This is a genomic window from Bacillus sp. NS1 (genome assembly GCF_058248265.1).
The window spans coordinates 524,714-538,975 of record NZ_JBZAZF010000003.1; the positions used below are offsets into that span (position 1 = coordinate 524,714).

At 42.0% G+C, this 14,262-nt stretch carries 17 protein-coding genes; 10 read left to right on the plus strand and 7 right to left on the minus strand.

The window, feature by feature from the left end; all coding sequences use genetic code 11:
* Positions 1-118 precede the first annotated feature (118 nt).
* From rpoD to AC4CV5_RS13115, 4 genes are all read left to right on the plus strand, one after another.
* Complete coding sequence (gene rpoD, locus AC4CV5_RS13100; RefSeq protein WP_003226225.1) at positions 119-1,234, plus strand: RNA polymerase sigma factor RpoD; 1,116 nt, start codon at positions 119-121, stop codon at positions 1,232-1,234.
* A gap of 329 nt (positions 1,235-1,563) precedes the next feature.
* Positions 1,564-1,926 (plus strand): cytochrome c550, encoded by a 363-nt coding sequence (cccA, locus tag AC4CV5_RS13105; RefSeq protein ID WP_222143179.1) that lies wholly within the window; start codon positions 1,564-1,566, stop codon positions 1,924-1,926.
* A gap of 265 nt (positions 1,927-2,191) precedes the next feature.
* Positions 2,192-2,842 carry a tRNA (adenine(22)-N(1))-methyltransferase TrmK gene (gene trmK, locus AC4CV5_RS13110; RefSeq protein WP_490923189.1) on the plus strand — a complete coding sequence of 217 codons (651 nt, stop codon included), beginning with the start codon at positions 2,192-2,194 and terminating at the stop codon, positions 2,840-2,842.
* Positions 2,835-3,956: a Nif3-like dinuclear metal center hexameric protein gene (locus tag AC4CV5_RS13115; protein ID WP_490922968.1), complete on the plus strand. Its 1,122-nt coding sequence runs from the start codon at positions 2,835-2,837 to the stop codon at positions 3,954-3,956. The genes trmK and AC4CV5_RS13115 overlap by 8 nt, the downstream gene beginning before the upstream one ends.
* A 22-nt stretch (positions 3,957-3,978) precedes the next feature.
* On the opposite strand, the gene AC4CV5_RS13120 is transcribed toward AC4CV5_RS13115, so the two are convergent.
* Together AC4CV5_RS13120 and AC4CV5_RS13125 are read right to left on the minus strand one after the other, a co-directional pair.
* Positions 3,979-4,923 (minus strand): 4-hydroxy-3-methylbut-2-enyl diphosphate reductase, encoded by a 945-nt coding sequence (locus AC4CV5_RS13120; protein ID WP_166850715.1) that lies wholly within the window; start codon positions 4,921-4,923, stop codon positions 3,979-3,981.
* A 122-nt stretch (positions 4,924-5,045) separates the two neighbouring features.
* Complete coding sequence (locus tag AC4CV5_RS13125; protein ID WP_490922970.1) at positions 5,046-5,768, minus strand: YqfQ family protein; 723 nt, start codon at positions 5,766-5,768, stop codon at positions 5,046-5,048.
* A 168-nt stretch (positions 5,769-5,936) separates the two neighbouring features.
* Here AC4CV5_RS13125 and cshB point away from each other — a divergent pair, with 168 nt between their 5' ends.
* Both cshB and AC4CV5_RS13135 read left to right on the plus strand, forming a co-directional pair.
* Positions 5,937-7,253 carry a DEAD-box ATP-dependent RNA helicase CshB gene (cshB, locus tag AC4CV5_RS13130; protein WP_166850731.1) on the plus strand — a complete coding sequence of 439 codons (1,317 nt, stop codon included), beginning with the start codon at positions 5,937-5,939 and terminating at the stop codon, positions 7,251-7,253.
* 9 nt (positions 7,254-7,262) lie between these two features.
* Complete coding sequence (locus AC4CV5_RS13135) at positions 7,263-8,156, plus strand: deoxyribonuclease IV (RefSeq protein WP_456520331.1); 894 nt, start codon at positions 7,263-7,265, stop codon at positions 8,154-8,156.
* 28 nt (positions 8,157-8,184) lie between these two features.
* On the opposite strand, the gene AC4CV5_RS13140 is transcribed toward AC4CV5_RS13135, so the two are convergent.
* Positions 8,185-8,439 carry a DUF2624 domain-containing protein gene (locus tag AC4CV5_RS13140; RefSeq protein WP_166850735.1) on the minus strand — a complete coding sequence of 85 codons (255 nt, stop codon included), beginning with the start codon at positions 8,437-8,439 and terminating at the stop codon, positions 8,185-8,187.
* 115 nt (positions 8,440-8,554) lie between these two features.
* Between AC4CV5_RS13140 and AC4CV5_RS13145 the strand changes: the two genes are divergently transcribed.
* The gene (locus AC4CV5_RS13145; RefSeq protein ID WP_222143173.1) at positions 8,555-9,436 is read left to right on the plus strand and encodes a YitT family protein; all 882 of its coding nucleotides are present in this window, start codon (positions 8,555-8,557) and stop codon (positions 9,434-9,436) included.
* Positions 9,437-9,574: 138 nt separating this feature from the next.
* A complete protein-coding gene (zur, locus tag AC4CV5_RS13150; protein ID WP_004398578.1) occupies positions 9,575-10,012 on the plus strand; it encodes a zinc uptake transcriptional repressor Zur in 438 nt (145 codons plus the stop codon).
* Between the two features lie 42 nt (positions 10,013-10,054).
* Here zur and AC4CV5_RS13155 read toward each other — a convergent pair whose 3' ends face one another.
* Complete coding sequence (locus AC4CV5_RS13155) at positions 10,055-10,636, minus strand: hypothetical protein (RefSeq protein ID WP_490922971.1); 582 nt, start codon at positions 10,634-10,636, stop codon at positions 10,055-10,057.
* A gap of 133 nt (positions 10,637-10,769) precedes the next feature.
* Between AC4CV5_RS13155 and AC4CV5_RS13160 the strand changes: the two genes are divergently transcribed.
* Complete coding sequence (locus tag AC4CV5_RS13160; protein WP_166850743.1) at positions 10,770-11,159, plus strand: DUF308 domain-containing protein; 390 nt, start codon at positions 10,770-10,772, stop codon at positions 11,157-11,159.
* A 24-nt stretch (positions 11,160-11,183) separates the two neighbouring features.
* Here AC4CV5_RS13160 and ispG read toward each other — a convergent pair whose 3' ends face one another.
* From ispG to AC4CV5_RS13175, 3 genes are all read right to left on the minus strand, one after another.
* Positions 11,184-12,317, minus strand: coding sequence for a flavodoxin-dependent (E)-4-hydroxy-3-methylbut-2-enyl-diphosphate synthase (gene ispG / locus AC4CV5_RS13165; RefSeq protein WP_222143172.1), 1,134 nt, complete (start codon positions 12,315-12,317; stop codon positions 11,184-11,186).
* Between the two features lie 121 nt (positions 12,318-12,438).
* A complete protein-coding gene (locus AC4CV5_RS13170; RefSeq protein ID WP_490922973.1) occupies positions 12,439-12,738 on the minus strand; it encodes a LysM peptidoglycan-binding domain-containing protein in 300 nt (99 codons plus the stop codon).
* Between the two features lie 93 nt (positions 12,739-12,831).
* Positions 12,832-13,593 carry a DUF1189 domain-containing protein gene (locus AC4CV5_RS13175; protein WP_490922975.1) on the minus strand — a complete coding sequence of 254 codons (762 nt, stop codon included), beginning with the start codon at positions 13,591-13,593 and terminating at the stop codon, positions 12,832-12,834.
* Between the two features lie 110 nt (positions 13,594-13,703).
* On the opposite strand from AC4CV5_RS13175, the gene AC4CV5_RS13180 reads away from it, so the two are divergent.
* The gene (locus AC4CV5_RS13180) at positions 13,704-14,186 is read left to right on the plus strand and encodes a DUF456 domain-containing protein (RefSeq protein ID WP_166850758.1); all 483 of its coding nucleotides are present in this window, start codon (positions 13,704-13,706) and stop codon (positions 14,184-14,186) included.
* The last annotated feature ends 76 nt before the right edge of the window (positions 14,187-14,262 follow it).

The window sequence follows — 14,262 nt, forward strand, 5'->3', positions numbered from 1 at the left end:
GTCATTTGATTATTCGCACATTGTTAAAGGCAGTTCACATAGAAAACGCCTGAATGGACCGAATAAGAATCATACCGCTTATAGAATTCGTTGCAAGCTTTGGAAGGAGGGATCCATAATGGCTGATAAACAAACCCACGAGACAGAATTAACATTCGACCAAGTAAAAGAGCAATTAACAGAGTCTGGTAAAAAACGTGGTGTTTTGACATATGAAGAAATTGCCGAGCGTATGTCCAGCTTTGAAATTGAATCAGACCAAATGGATGAGTATTATGAATTTTTAGGTGAACAAGGTGTTGAATTAATTAGTGAGAATGAAGAAACAGAAGATCCTAATATTCAGCAGCTTGCCAAAGCCGAAGAAGAATTTGACCTTAATGACCTAAGTGTACCGCCTGGCGTCAAAATCAATGACCCAGTTCGTATGTATCTAAAGGAAATTGGCCGGGTTAACCTTCTTTCTGCAAAAGAAGAGATCGCCTACGCTCAAAAGATTGAAGAGGGTGACGAAGAATCTAAACGCAGATTGGCTGAAGCGAACCTGCGCCTTGTTGTCAGTATCGCAAAACGGTATGTCGGACGCGGTATGCTGTTCCTTGACCTGATCCAGGAAGGCAACATGGGTCTGATGAAAGCCGTTGAAAAATTTGATTACCGTAAAGGTTATAAATTCAGTACGTATGCCACGTGGTGGATCAGACAGGCGATTACCCGGGCCATTGCCGATCAGGCGAGAACGATACGGATTCCCGTTCATATGGTTGAAACCATTAATAAATTAATCCGTGTGCAGCGTCAATTACTGCAAGATTTAGGCAGAGAACCAACACCTGAAGAAATTGCGGAAGATATGGATTTAACACCTGAAAAAGTACGCGAAATCTTAAAGATTGCACAAGAGCCGGTATCGCTGGAAACACCGATCGGTGAAGAGGATGACTCGCATCTTGGTGATTTCATTGAAGACCAAGAAGCAACTTCACCTTCAGATCATGCCGCATATGAGCTATTGAAAGAGCAGCTGGAAGATGTACTTGATACGTTAACTGATCGTGAAGAAAATGTATTGCGTCTTCGATTCGGTCTTGATGACGGCCGTACAAGAACATTAGAAGAGGTCGGCAAGGTATTTGGAGTAACGAGAGAGCGTATTCGACAAATCGAAGCCAAAGCGTTGCGGAAACTGAGACATCCTAGCAGAAGTAAACGTTTGAAAGATTTCCTCGAATAGGATAGAACGGGTCTTGCAGATCCGTTCTTCTTTTTTTAAAAAGATATATGGATAATATGCCTTTATTTTACTGAAAAATGATGTCATTTGCAAATGGACATTGTGATGAAAAATTTAAAAATAAGATTCCATATTTTCTATTGTAAGCGTATACAATACATTATACAATAGAATAAAAAGGATACTCAGAGAAATAGGCATGTTTCTATTCAATTTTGTATAAAGTGTGAATAAAAAACTTTTGTATAGCAATCCATTTACTTTTTGTTAAAATAAGTTAGAATTAGAAGTGTTTACATAGGGGAAAGGATCAAAAAGGGGGAAGGGAAATGAAATGGAACCCGCTTATTCCATTTTTACTGATCGCTGTTTTAGGAATTGCTCTAACTTTCTTTTTATCAGTAAAGGGGCTTGATGACTCTCGGGAGATTGCAAGCGGCGGAGAAAGCAAGTCTGCTGAAAAGGACGATGCAAACGCTTCACCAGAGGATATTTACAAGGCAAACTGCATCGCGTGCCACGGGGAAAATTATGAAGGTGTTTCAGGTCCGAGCTTAAAAGGTGTAGGGGATAAGAAAGATGTCGCAGAAATTAAAACAAAGATCGAAAAAGGCGGTAATGGAATGCCTTCCGGTCTTGTTCCGGCCGATAAGCTGGATGATATGGCAGAGTGGGTGTCAAAAATTAAATAAAAGATGCTATTTTTCTATTTTTCTCCTTATGCGTTCTCAGGCCGCCGAGATGTTCTCGACAGCCTTTTATTTTTGTCTGCCGTGTGTAGAGACGCATTAAAAGAAAATAAACTGAAAATCATTCGCTCAGCTTGGATTCCGGGCTGATTTTTTATATGATAGTAAAGGAAAAAATGATTGAGAAAAGTTGTGATGACAAGTGAACGAATTAAAATTATCTAAACGATTGCAAACAGTAGCGGAATACATACCGAATGGAGCGGTGATGGCCGATATCGGGTCTGACCACGCTTACCTTCCTTGTTATGCGGTGCTGAATCATAAAGCCAGCGGGGCAATTGCCGGAGAAATAACAGACGGCCCGTTTTTGTCTGCCAAGCGGCAGGTTGAAAAATCAGGCTTGAGCGCGCACATTTCTGTAAGGCAGGGAGACGGCCTGGAAGTCATACAAAAAGGTGAAGCCGATGCCATTACGATTGCCGGAATGGGCGGGTCTTTGATCGCTCACATTTTAGAAGCGGGTAAAGACAAATTAACGGGGAAGGAACGGCTTATTTTACAGCCGAATATTCATGCTGTTCATATCAGAGAGTGGCTTTATAAAGAAGGATATGCGCTGACAGATGAAGTGATCCTTGAAGAAGACGGAAAGTGCTATGAGGTGCTTGTCGCCGAAGCGGGAGACAGAGATGCGGCTTATGCCGGTATTTCTTTATCAGCCGGGATGCTCGTCGGCCCTTTCTTGGCAAAAGAAAAGAATGCTGTCTTTTTGAAAAAATGGACAAAAGAGCTTCAGCACACGCAAAACATTTATGAACAGATCAGCCGAGCTGCAAGTACAGAGCAAAATAAACAGAAATTAAAGGAGCTCGCAGATCGAATAGAGCTGCTAAAGGAGGTTATCGATCATGGCTAAAAGCGTAAATGGGCAGCAGATTATCCAGCTGTTTGAACAATTTTCCCCGAAAGCCTATGCGGTCGAAGGGGATAAAATCGGCCTGCAAATCGGCACCTTAAACAAACCGATTAAAAACGTGATGGTTACACTTGATGTGTTGGAGAGTGTTATCGATGAAGCGATTGAAAAAGAGGTTGATTTAATTATTGCACACCATCCGCCTATTTTCAGACCGCTAAAGCACATTTCAACAGATCAGCCTGCCGGTAGGTTAATTGAAAAGTGTTTGAGGCATGATATCACTGTTTACGCAGCTCATACAAATTTAGACGTTGCGGACGGCGGCGTAAATGATTTGCTTGCTGAAGCATTAGAGCTGATTGAAACGGAGGTGCTGGTGCCTACTTATACTGATCCTCTGAAAAAGCTGGCCGTGTACGTGCCGAAGGAATATGAAGAGCAGGTGAGAACAGCACTTGGAAATGCAGGAGCCGGCCATATCGGCGAATACAGCCATTGCGCATTTTCATCTGAAGGAATCGGCAGCTTTAAGCCGTTGGACGGCGCCAAGCCTTTTATCGGTGAAGTGGGAGAGCTTGAGCTTGTTCATGAAGTTAGGCTAGAGACTGTGTTTCCTAAAAGCGTCGAAAAAGCCGTTATAAATGCAATGATAAAAAGCCATCCATATGAAGAAGTCGCTTACGACATCTATCCTGTCGAACAGTCTCCTGCCGAAAAAGGGCTTGGCCGTGTTGGAACACTTAAAAATGAGATGACACTGAAGGAATTCGCTTTATTTGTGAAAGACAAGCTTGAAATGAATGGTGTCAGAATGGTGGGTGAAGCTGACAGCATAGTGAAGAAGGTAGCTGTTCTTGGCGGAGATGGAAACAAGTATATTCATCATGCGAAACGAAAGGGCGCCGATGTTTACGTTACAGGAGATTTATACTTCCATGTGGCTCATGATGCGATGATGCTAGGCCTGAATGTTGTTGATCCGGGCCATTACGCGGAAAAAATCATGAAAGAAGGCGTCACAAAAAAACTGACGTCAATGTGCAAGGATAACAAGCTGGACGTGAATATCTTTGCTTCTGAAGCAGATACAAATCCATTTACATTTCTATAAAAAAACTGAGGCTTACACAGCCTCAGTTTTTTGCTTTTACTTTCGGGAGTATTTTTTTGAGCGGTACATTGTGTTCCGTTGTCCAAGTTGATGGATCTTCATGCTCATACTGCTCCAAAAAACGAATGACTTCTTTTGTGATCGGTGTTGGTGTTGATGCCCCCGCAGTAACTGCAACGGTATTAACGCCTTTCAGCCATTCGAGCTTTAATTCGCTTAGGTCGCCGATTCGGTATGCTTTTGTGCCGGCTATTTCCTCTGACACTTGAGCGAGCCTATTGGAATTGTTGCTTTTCGGGTCGCCGACAACGATTGTTAAGTCCGCTTTTTTCGCCTGTTCTGATACAGCTTCCTGCCGTACTTGAGTAGCGAGGCAAATCTCTTGGTGATATTCGACATGAGGATATTTCTCTTTGACAAGCTCCATAATGTCGTGAACATCCCATTGAGACATTGTTGTTTGATTGGTCACGATTAATTTCTCTGCTTGGATATCAAGGTTTTTCACATCTTCTTCTGTTTCAACTAAGTGAACGATCTCAGGCGCTACGCCAACGGCTCCTTCAGGCTCCGGATGCCCTTTTTTGCCGACATAGATCACGTGATAACCTTTTTCTTTCATCTCTAGAATTAAATTGTGAGTTTTCGTCACATCCGGACATGTAGCATCAATTGCGACTAATCCTTTTTCCTCAGCGATTCTTCGGACTTCGGGAGAAACACCATGCGCAGTGAAAATAACAGTTCCTTTTTCAACCTGCTTCAGGATATCCAGACGATTAACACCGTCTAAAGTAAAGATTCCTTCCTCTTCAAACGCATCAGTGACGTGTTTATTATGAACAATCATCCCGAGTATATAGATGGGTCTTGGCAAGCTTTTATCTAGTGCCGCGTTTTTGGCGATGACCATAGCATCAACAACGCCATAGCAATAGCCGCGCGGCGAAATTTTAATTACGTCCATTTTCGGTTATCCTCCAATACTGAAGTAGGTAAAGGCAATATAAAAAGCCGTAATCAAACGGCTCTATTCTTGCATTCTTCTGATCTCATTATAGCCAATCTCACTTCAGATATCAAAGAATGTTAAATATATAATCTCGGCTTTGAACTGCCTGATGTTCTTTTCGGAGAAGGAGAGGCAGCTTCATTTTTCTTCGGGGCAGATGTTTTTGATTTTTGTTCTTTCCTGTCAGATGTTTTTGATTGCTTGGGCAGAGAAGAACTTTTTGGTTTGGATTTTTTGTTCCCATCTGAGGTTTTTGCTTCAGCCTCGTTCTCTGTTTCTGAGGTTTCTTCTGAATCTGTTTGATTTTCATTTTCCTCATTGCTCTCTGTATCATCACTTTTACTTAATTGGCTATACAGCTTCATCATTGCCGGCAGATTGCGGACTAATGGGCCGTACTGCTGGATCATAGGAGTGACTTGCTGCGCCATGCCGAGCACTTTTTGCACATTCCCGAGCATGCTGGATAAAGAAGCAGGATTGGCGATATTTTGAATGCCTTGCAGACCAGCTCCTCCACTCGCTGCTGCGCCTGCTCCTGGAGCTCCCGCGCCGCCAGCGCCTCCTCCGCTGGGTAAGAACCTTGAAAGCATCCCTTTTAAGCCTCCGCCCGCACCATTTCTCGCTCCGGCATTTGCCTGAGGAAGAAATTGTCCGGATTGCTGAAAACCTTGCTGCTGCGGTCCAAATGAAGGGCTTCGCATATTAGGCGGTCTTCTGCCCATCATTTGCTGATTTGGCATGGGGCGGGGCGGTCCGGGCTGCGGATAATTTCTCATCGGCTGCTGTGGTGAAAACATACTTGTACCTCCTTTCAGCTCTCTCTGCTATTAGAATATGCATGGGCTGCGGTATTTGCTTTACATAACTGAATAAAACAAACGCCTTGCAAACGTGGTGTTTTTATTCAAAATCGGGTATAATGTGATGATGGACACATAATGTGCCGCTTTAAGGAGCTGGGAAAAATGAAAGAAACCAAATTTGAACTTTATGAATTGAAACCGTTTATTATAGATGCAGTACATCGCCTTGGTTTTTACGAACCGACTGATATTCAGAAAAGGCTGATTCCTGCAGTGTTAAAAAAAGAAAGCGTCATTGGCCAATCCCAGACGGGAACCGGAAAGACGCACGCTTATTTACTGCCTTTATTAAACAAAATTGATCCTGCCAAGGATGTCGTTCAGGTTGTCATTACGGCTCCGACAAGAGAGCTTGCCAACCAGATTCATCAGGAAGCGCTTAAAATCACACAGGGTGAGGAAGGCAGCCAGATTCGCTCGAAATGTTTTATCGGGGGCACAGATAAACAAAAATCGATTGATAAACTGAAGATACAGCCGCATCTTGTTGTCGGTACGCCCGGACGGATTGCCGATTTAATCAAAGAACAGGCGTTAAGTGTTCATAAAGCGGAATCTCTCGTCATTGATGAAGCGGATTTAATGCTGGACATGGGATTTATTGCAGATGTAGATTACATTGGTTCCCGCATGCCTGAGGACCTGCAGATGCTTGTGTTCTCAGCGACGATTCCGGAAAAGCTGAAACCATTTTTGAAAAAATACATGGAAAATCCGAAGTACGCCCACGTAGAGCCAAAACAGGTGACAGCTGCGAAAATCGAGCATATTCTCATTCCTTCGAAACATCGTGACAAGGACAAGCTCCTTTTTGATATCATGTCTCATCTGAATCCATACTTGGGCATTGTGTTTGCTAATACGAAAAACACTGCTGACCATATCGCTCAATATCTAACTGGAAAAGGTATGAAAATCGGGCTGCTGCACGGCGGATTAACGCCTCGTGAACGGAAAAAAGTCATGAAGCAGATCAATGACTTGGAATTCACTTATGTCATTGCAACTGACCTTGCTGCAAGAGGCATTGATATTAAAGGTGTCAGTCATGTTATCAACTATGAGCTGCCGGATGATCTCGATTTCTATGTTCACCGTGTGGGCAGAACCGCTCGCGCCGGCTCATCGGGACAAGCGATGACCATTTACGAGATTTCTGATGAGGATGCTTTAGCCAGACTTGAGAAAATGGGCATCGAATTTGATTACTTAGAGCTTGAAAAGGGCGAGTGGAAAAAAGGCGATGACCGCCAGCGCCGAAAAAAACGCAAAAAAACGTCTAACGAAGCGGATGAAATTGCGCATCGTCTCGTGAAAAAGCCGAAGAAGGTTAAGCCTGGATATAAAAAGAAAATGAGCTACGAGATGGAGAAAATCAAGAAAAAACAGAGAAGAAACCAATCTAAAAAAAGAAAGTAGGGGAACCTGTTGTTGAGAATAGGCTCACACGTCTCGATGAGCGGAAAACATATGCTTCTTGCTGCTAGCCAGGAAGCAGTCTCTTATGGGGCGAACACGTTTATGATCTATACAGGCGCACCGCAAAATACGCGCCGAAAGAAAATTGAAGACTTAAATATAGAAGCGGGCCGGGCACACATGCAAGAAAACGGCATTGACGAAATTATTGTACACGCACCTTATATTATTAATATTGGCAACACGACAAATCCGTCAACTTTTGAGCTTGGTGTCAATTTTCTTCGTTCTGAAATTGAACGGACAGCGGCCATCGGAGCGAAGCAAATTGTCCTTCACCCGGGCGCTCACGTAGGAGCGGGAGCTGAAGCAGGCATCAAAAAAATTATTGAAGGCTTAAATGAAGTGATTGATCCGAATCAAAATGTCCAGATTGCATTAGAAACAATGGCAGGAAAAGGGTCAGAATGCGGCAGAAGCTTTGATGAGCTTGCACAGATTATTGATGGCGTTACTCATAATGAGCATCTTTCAGTGTGCTTTGATACGTGCCATACACATGATGCTGGATATAACATTATCGAAGACTTTGACGGTGTGCTGAATGAGTTCGATAAAATCATCGGCATTGACCGTATTAAAGTGCTTCATATCAATGACAGCAAAAATGTCAAAGGCGCAAGAAAAGACCGCCATGAAAACATTGGCTTTGGTGAAATTGGATTTGACGCATTGCAATATGTTGTTCACCATGAGCAGTTGAAAGACATTCCAAAAATCCTTGAAACACCGTATGTCGGTGAAGATAAAAAGAATAAAAAACCGCCATACCGTTTTGAGATTGAAATGCTGAAAGAAAAACAATTTGATGACACATTGCTCGAAAAGATTTTACAGCAATAAAAAAATGGGGGAATTATCCCCCATTTTTTTAGGTTGTAAATTGTTTGAAAAGTTCGTTAACAGTTTGAGCTGTTTCTTTTGATGTAATTGCCTCTACTTGTTTTAGCAGCCGCATTCGTTCACTCTCATTAAAAATGTTCACATTTTTTCCGTATAATAGGTTTGCTACTTCAATGGCCTGCGGTCTTGTTAAACTGATTCCGTATTGTTTTGAGTACTTCAGCAAATCGTCAGCAGTAGCCTGATTAAGCCGCTGCAAAATAATTTTTTGAAATAAAATCATCGACCATTCCACCTCCAGACTTAATGTATGGGCAAATCAGTAAAATGTGTCAGTGTTTAATGGTAAAATAGATTTATAATGTATTTAAAATAGTTATTGCAGGAAAGGAGATTTTATGACCCCAACAAAACAACATAAGAGAGAAACATTTTCCCGCTTTATTTTCAGGGTCTTCATGATTCTGTCAGGAGCTGCATGTGCGGCTGTAAGTATCGAATTATTTTTAATCCCCAACGATTTTATTGATGGCGGGATCATCGGTGTATCACTTATATTAGACCACCTCTTTATGTCAACCCCAATTCTGAATTTCGCTTTATTTGTTGTCATGTTAAATATTCCTTTTATGATCTTCGGATATAAATATATCGGTAAGACCTTTCTTGTCTCTACGATGATTGGAATTGTGGGGCTTGCCGTTATTGAATCCTCGCTTCACCATGTAGAAGCCATTACAACTCAGCCTATATTGGCCACTGTGTTCGGAGGTCTTTTACTCGGCTTTGGCGTCGGCCTCGTTATTCGAAACGGAGGTTCGATGGATGGTACAGAAATTCTCGGTATTTTGCTGACGAAAAAGCTGCCGTTTTCAGTAGGTGAGTTTGTTATGCTCATCAATGTATTCATTTTCATTTGGGCTGTTTTTGTGTTTGGTCCTGAGCAAGCGATGTACTCTTTCATGACTTATTATATTGCGATGAAAACCATTGATGCTGTGATCCAGGGACTTGATGAAACAAAAGCTGTCATTATCGTGTCTGACCAGTATGATGAGATTTCCGACGCGATTTTGCACCGTCTCGGTCGCGGAACAACCAAGCTGAAGGGGAAAGGCGGATATACGGACGAAGAAAAGGACGTGATTTACGCGGTTGTCACAAGGCTGGAAGTGACTAAGCTAAAATCGATCGTGTTTGAAGTCGATCAAAATGCATTCATAACAATTATGAATACTCATGAAACGAGAGGCGGGAAATTCAAAAACGCAATCCACTAGGCTTTCATTTACTTTTATTCATTTTATGGGTATAATTTTACCTGCAGTAAAGAAAATGGCTTGCTGGTCAGACAGCTGCCATTTTCTTTTTCAATACATGTGATACGTTCTTAAGCAAAGCGAAAAGGGGGAACCTTCATGAACGTACAAGAAGCGCTGAACCTACTGAAAGAAAACGGATATAAATATACAAACAAACGGGAGGATATGCTGCAGCTTTTTGCTGATTCAGACAGATATCTTACCGCTAAAAACGTACTGTCTGCATTAAATGATGATTATCCCGGCTTAAGCTTTGATACAATCTACAGAAACCTTTCTTTATATGAAGAACTTGGTATTTTGGAAACAACCGAGCTGTCCGGTGAAAAGCTCTTCAGATTTAAGTGTTCATTTACCCATCATCACCATCACTTTATTTGTCTGGCGTGCGGTAAAACAAAGGAAATTGAATCATGTCCGATGGACAAGCTTTGTGATGATTTGGATGGTTATCAGGTTAGCGGGCATAAATTTGAGATTTACGGCACATGCCCTGATTGTACAGCGGAAAACCAAGAAAACACGACTGCATAATTGCATATATTTGAGAAAAAGGAGCCCAATTTGGCTCCTTTTTCAGTTATTGACACGTATGAAGTGATATTTGTTGTTATTTATCCATTGAACGGCTTCTAGCCAGTTGTTTACTCTGATGATGTTTGAATCAATCGGAAGCTGATTATAAGGGGAATTGAATAAAATCACCGGTATACCAGCTTCTTTCGCGATCATCATCGCGTTTCCGTGATGATCTTCAAAAAACAAGTCGATGTTGTGATTTTTGACTGCCTCAACTTTATGATGACCGCCAACAAGTTCGATGTGGTCGTAGTGAATATTTTGTCTGTCAAACCATTCATAGGTAATATCAGTTAAATGAGTCCGTCTTGCTGTAATATAAACTAGCTTGTGCTCCTCTTTGAGGAGGTCAAGTGACTGTTTTGCATGCTGTGCAAGCAATGCTTCCTTATATATGATTGCTTCATTTTGATTCATCCAATCCCAAAATTCTTCCTGCGTAATGTTTAACAGCTTTGTTAAATCATAATCCGTCATATCGTTTAATGAAATGGAAAGATTAAACGAGCGGTTTAAATAAGGGACGAATGTATCCTGAGCCGTAATTGTGCCGTCAATATCTATTCCTAAGCGTAACATGCCCACACTCCTTCAGTTTCATCCCTTCAAGTGTAACATAAACAATTGACATTAACAGAAAAGTTTAGCAAACATGAATCAGGCAAAATAGATCAAACTATAAAAGCTCCTTTAATAAAAACAGAAGGGGGAATTGAAGGTGGCAAACGATTACGAAAAACGTGATAACAACGGCTACTATGTTGATCATGGTTCTGAAGGAACAAATATAACCCGTGACAATGATGGTTTTTTTGAGGAAACGGCTGCTGAAATCGCAGAGCCTTACCGTGCTGCTGACCGCAGCAATGACCAAGACAATGACCGCAGCGGCGGCAATGTCAATGAAGGACGGGGAATAGGGTATATTGCTTTAGCCTTGTCCATTATTTCATTGTTTGTACTGCCTGTTTTATTGGGAGCTGCCGGTATTATTGTCGGCTATATCGCAAGAAGAAGAGGCGCTCAGGGCCTTGGAGCTTGGGCGATGGGTATCGGTATCGTCTCATTAGTGCTTGGAATATTTATTATTCCATTTTTCTAACACAAAAAGCTTGACGGGTTCCCGTCAAGCTTTTTGTGTTTCTTCTTTTGATTTTGCTTTTTCAGCTTCAAGTTTTGCATAGTGTTCCTCAGCAAGAATGTCGATTTCTTTCTTGAGTTCCTCTACCATTGTTTCCTCTGGAACCTTACGGACAATTTTCCCCTTCCGGAATAACAGCCCTTCACCGCGTGCTCCGGCGATACCAATATCAGCTTCTCTGGCTTCACCAGGTCCGTTTACTGCACAGCCGAGAACAGCGACTTTAATCGGCGCTTTAATTTTAGAAATATATTCTTCCACTTCATTGGCGATACTGATCAAATCAATCTCAATACGGCCGCAAGTCGGACATGAGATGAGTGTGGCAGCATTGGAGGCTAAGCCGAAAGATTTCAGAAGCTCTCTTGCTACTTTTACCTCTTCCACAGGATCTGCGCTTAATGAAATACGCAAGGTGTTTCCGATGCCCTTGCTTAAAATCGCGCCTAGTCCTGCGGCGCTCTTAACTGTGCCGGCAAACAGCGTACCTGATTCTGTGATCCCGAGGTGTAGCGGGTAATCAAATGCTTTCGACGCTTTTTCATAGGCCTCGATCGCAAGGTTGACGTCAGATGCCTTCATGCTGACAATAATATCGTGAAAGTCAAGATCTTCAAGAATTTTAATGTGATGAAGTGCGCTTTCTACCATTCCGTCGGCTGTCGGATAACCGTATTTTTCTAAAATCCGTTTTTCAAGTGAACCAGCGTTAACTCCGATTCTGATCGGAATCCCTTTTTCTTTAGCCGCTTTAACGACCGCTTCGACTTTTTCGCGGCGGCCGATGTTGCCAGGGTTGATTCGGATTTTATCTGCGCCGCCCTCAATGGCTTTTAACGCAAGTTTATAATCGAAATGTATGTCAACAACGAGCGGAATGGAAATGCGTTTTTTAATATCCGCAATGGCGTTTGCTGCCCGTTCATCCGGACATGCTACCCGGACGATTTGGCATCCGGCTTCAGCCAAACGGTTAATTTCCGCAACCGTTGCTTCTACATCATGTGTTTTTGTTGTTGTCATGCTTTGGATGACAACTTCATTGTTGCCGCCTATTGTTAAAGGTCCCACTTTGACGGGACGCGTTTTTGTACGATGTGTGATTTCACTCACTTGCAATCGCTCCTTAATTGTAGTTGCCGCTTCTAGATATAACAATTCTAGTATGGTTTATGTGAATTTATTTTACAAATTACATTGTAACAGTGTCTTCGCCGAACTGACAAGAAATTAACGTTAATTAAGGATAGACCGGGAATTTGTACGCTGTTCCAGCTTGAATGGTGTTAGCTTTCACATTCGGATTCAGTGCTTCAAAATCCTTTACAATGTCGTCGGGAGAACCTGCTGATCCGACAATTGACATAACCGTGTCACCCGGCTTTACCTTCACCGTTTTATACGCTGGTTCTTGTACAACCGTTTTTGTTGATGCTTCATAGACAGGGAGGTCCTGAATGGGTATCGTTCCAATTTTAAGATCATAAAAAAGAATAAATAGAATAAAAACAATGCTGCATACAAAAGTGAGACGCTTCATCGCTTTTCCTCCCGCATACTAAATTTATACCATAGTATGCTTGTCCAATTAGTTTCATGACAAAAGAAAAGAGACTGCGAAGGCAGTCTCGGGTTATACAGGAGCTTTTTTGGAAGGAATCTCTTTTAAAACGAGAAACAGGATGACAAAGTTGACAAACCAGTTCAGCAAAAATTCACTTGGAACTGTCACTTCTAACGCACGCATGATTGTAAAGAATACAGTCGATAGGGTGATGGAATAGGCAGAAAGCTTCCAGAGCTGGTGATAGGACAGATGTTTTTTCTGTGAATTCTTAATGATTACTCCGATAAGCGCTAAGAATGATACTTCAATAAATTTTCCTGCGGCTGTTACGAGGAAAATGAGAGCTGAGAGAACAGTTACAATCATCGCTTTATTTTGATTTAAACCTGCAATGACATCTTTTTTCTTTAACTCAGATGGCATCATTGAGTAAGGCATCTCTTGGGCTTGTCCGTCAATGGCCAAAACAAATTTGTTCTGAAGGATGCCAATCGCGTTTTGCTTTGCTTCAATTTGTTCGGTACCGTAGGCGTCTGTCGGATCAAACACGATAACGAAACCATTTGCCTGTGATTCCGTGGCTTTTTTCTCCTCAGTTTGAAGTTTGCCGTTTGAAATTGTGAAATCAGGGAAATCTTTGTTTAAAACGGTTTTAAAGCCGTTCATTGATTTTACTGTCCCTGAGCTTACATAATAAGCGGTTGGAATTGCAAAAAGGACAGAGAGCAAAAATACATAAAGAATCGCTTTTCCGATTCCTTGAAATCTTGTTTTTGCAATATCACGGGGAGAGTATGTACTTTTGATGAAAAGCTGAAATACATTCACTATCTTCACTTCCTAGCTATACTAATATATGTTGCTTATTGTATCGTTGCCAACGTGTAAATACAAGGAAGACATGAAGAAGATGGATGTAAAAAGGGAGGATGGATGCTATGGATTTGTTGTATTGGCTGGTGATTGCGGCGGTATTTATCATCGCCTTTATCGGACTGGTGTACCCAATTATTCCGAGTGTAGTATTTATTGTTGCCGGCTTTGTATTGTACGGATTTTTGTTTTCATTCAGTCCGTATTCTTATATGTTCTGGCTCGTTGAAGCTGTTTTTGCCGCAGTATTATTCGCCGCAGATTACGTGTCTAATCTGCTTGGAGTAAAAAGGTTCGGCGGAAGCAAAGCCGCCATATGGGGAAGCACGATCGGTTTATTAATCGGGCCTTTCGTCATTCCAGTTGCGGGTATCATATTAGGGCCGTTTATCGGGGCAGTTTGTGCAGAACTTATCGTCCATCAAAAGGACTTAAAGTCAGCGTTTAAAATCGGTCTTGGCTCGCTCATTGGCTTTTTAACAGGGGTTATTGCTAAGGGTATCATCCAGCTTTTGATGATCGGATATTTTTTGTGGACGGTCCTATAAGAATGTCGGGCAGCAGGTTTAATGGGGCGGATTATCGGTTAAAGTGAAATATGTCCGCTGAAATGAGCCAAAATGT

Bases quoted from the DNA above. Each gene is read 5' to 3' on its own strand.
- rpoD (WP_003226225.1), top strand. From the start codon at position 119: ATGGCTGATAAACAAACCCACGAGACAGAATTAACATTCGACCAAGTA.
- cccA (WP_222143179.1), top strand. From the start codon at position 1,564: ATGAAATGGAACCCGCTTATTCCATTTTTACTGATCGCTGTTTTAGGA.
- trmK (WP_490923189.1), top strand. From the start codon at position 2,192: ATGGCCGATATCGGGTCTGACCACGCTTACCTTCCTTGTTATGCGGTG.
- AC4CV5_RS13115 (WP_490922968.1), top strand. From the start codon at position 2,835: ATGGCTAAAAGCGTAAATGGGCAGCAGATTATCCAGCTGTTTGAACAA.
- AC4CV5_RS13120 (WP_166850715.1), bottom strand. From the start codon at position 4,923: ATGGACGTAATTAAAATTTCGCCGCGCGGCTATTGCTATGGCGTTGTT.
- AC4CV5_RS13125 (WP_490922970.1), bottom strand. From the start codon at position 5,768: ATGTTTTCACCACAGCAGCCGATGAGAAATTATCCGCAGCCCGGACCG.
- cshB (WP_166850731.1), top strand. From the start codon at position 5,937: ATGAAAGAAACCAAATTTGAACTTTATGAATTGAAACCGTTTATTATA.
- AC4CV5_RS13140 (WP_166850735.1), bottom strand. From the start codon at position 8,439: ATGATTTTATTTCAAAAAATTATTTTGCAGCGGCTTAATCAGGCTACT.
- AC4CV5_RS13145 (WP_222143173.1), top strand. From the start codon at position 8,555: ATGACCCCAACAAAACAACATAAGAGAGAAACATTTTCCCGCTTTATT.
- zur (WP_004398578.1), top strand. From the start codon at position 9,575: ATGAACGTACAAGAAGCGCTGAACCTACTGAAAGAAAACGGATATAAA.
- AC4CV5_RS13155 (WP_490922971.1), bottom strand. From the start codon at position 10,636: ATGTTACGCTTAGGAATAGATATTGACGGCACAATTACGGCTCAGGAT.
- AC4CV5_RS13170 (WP_490922973.1), bottom strand. From the start codon at position 12,738: ATGAAGCGTCTCACTTTTGTATGCAGCATTGTTTTTATTCTATTTATT.
- AC4CV5_RS13180 (WP_166850758.1), top strand. From the start codon at position 13,704: ATGGATTTGTTGTATTGGCTGGTGATTGCGGCGGTATTTATCATCGCC.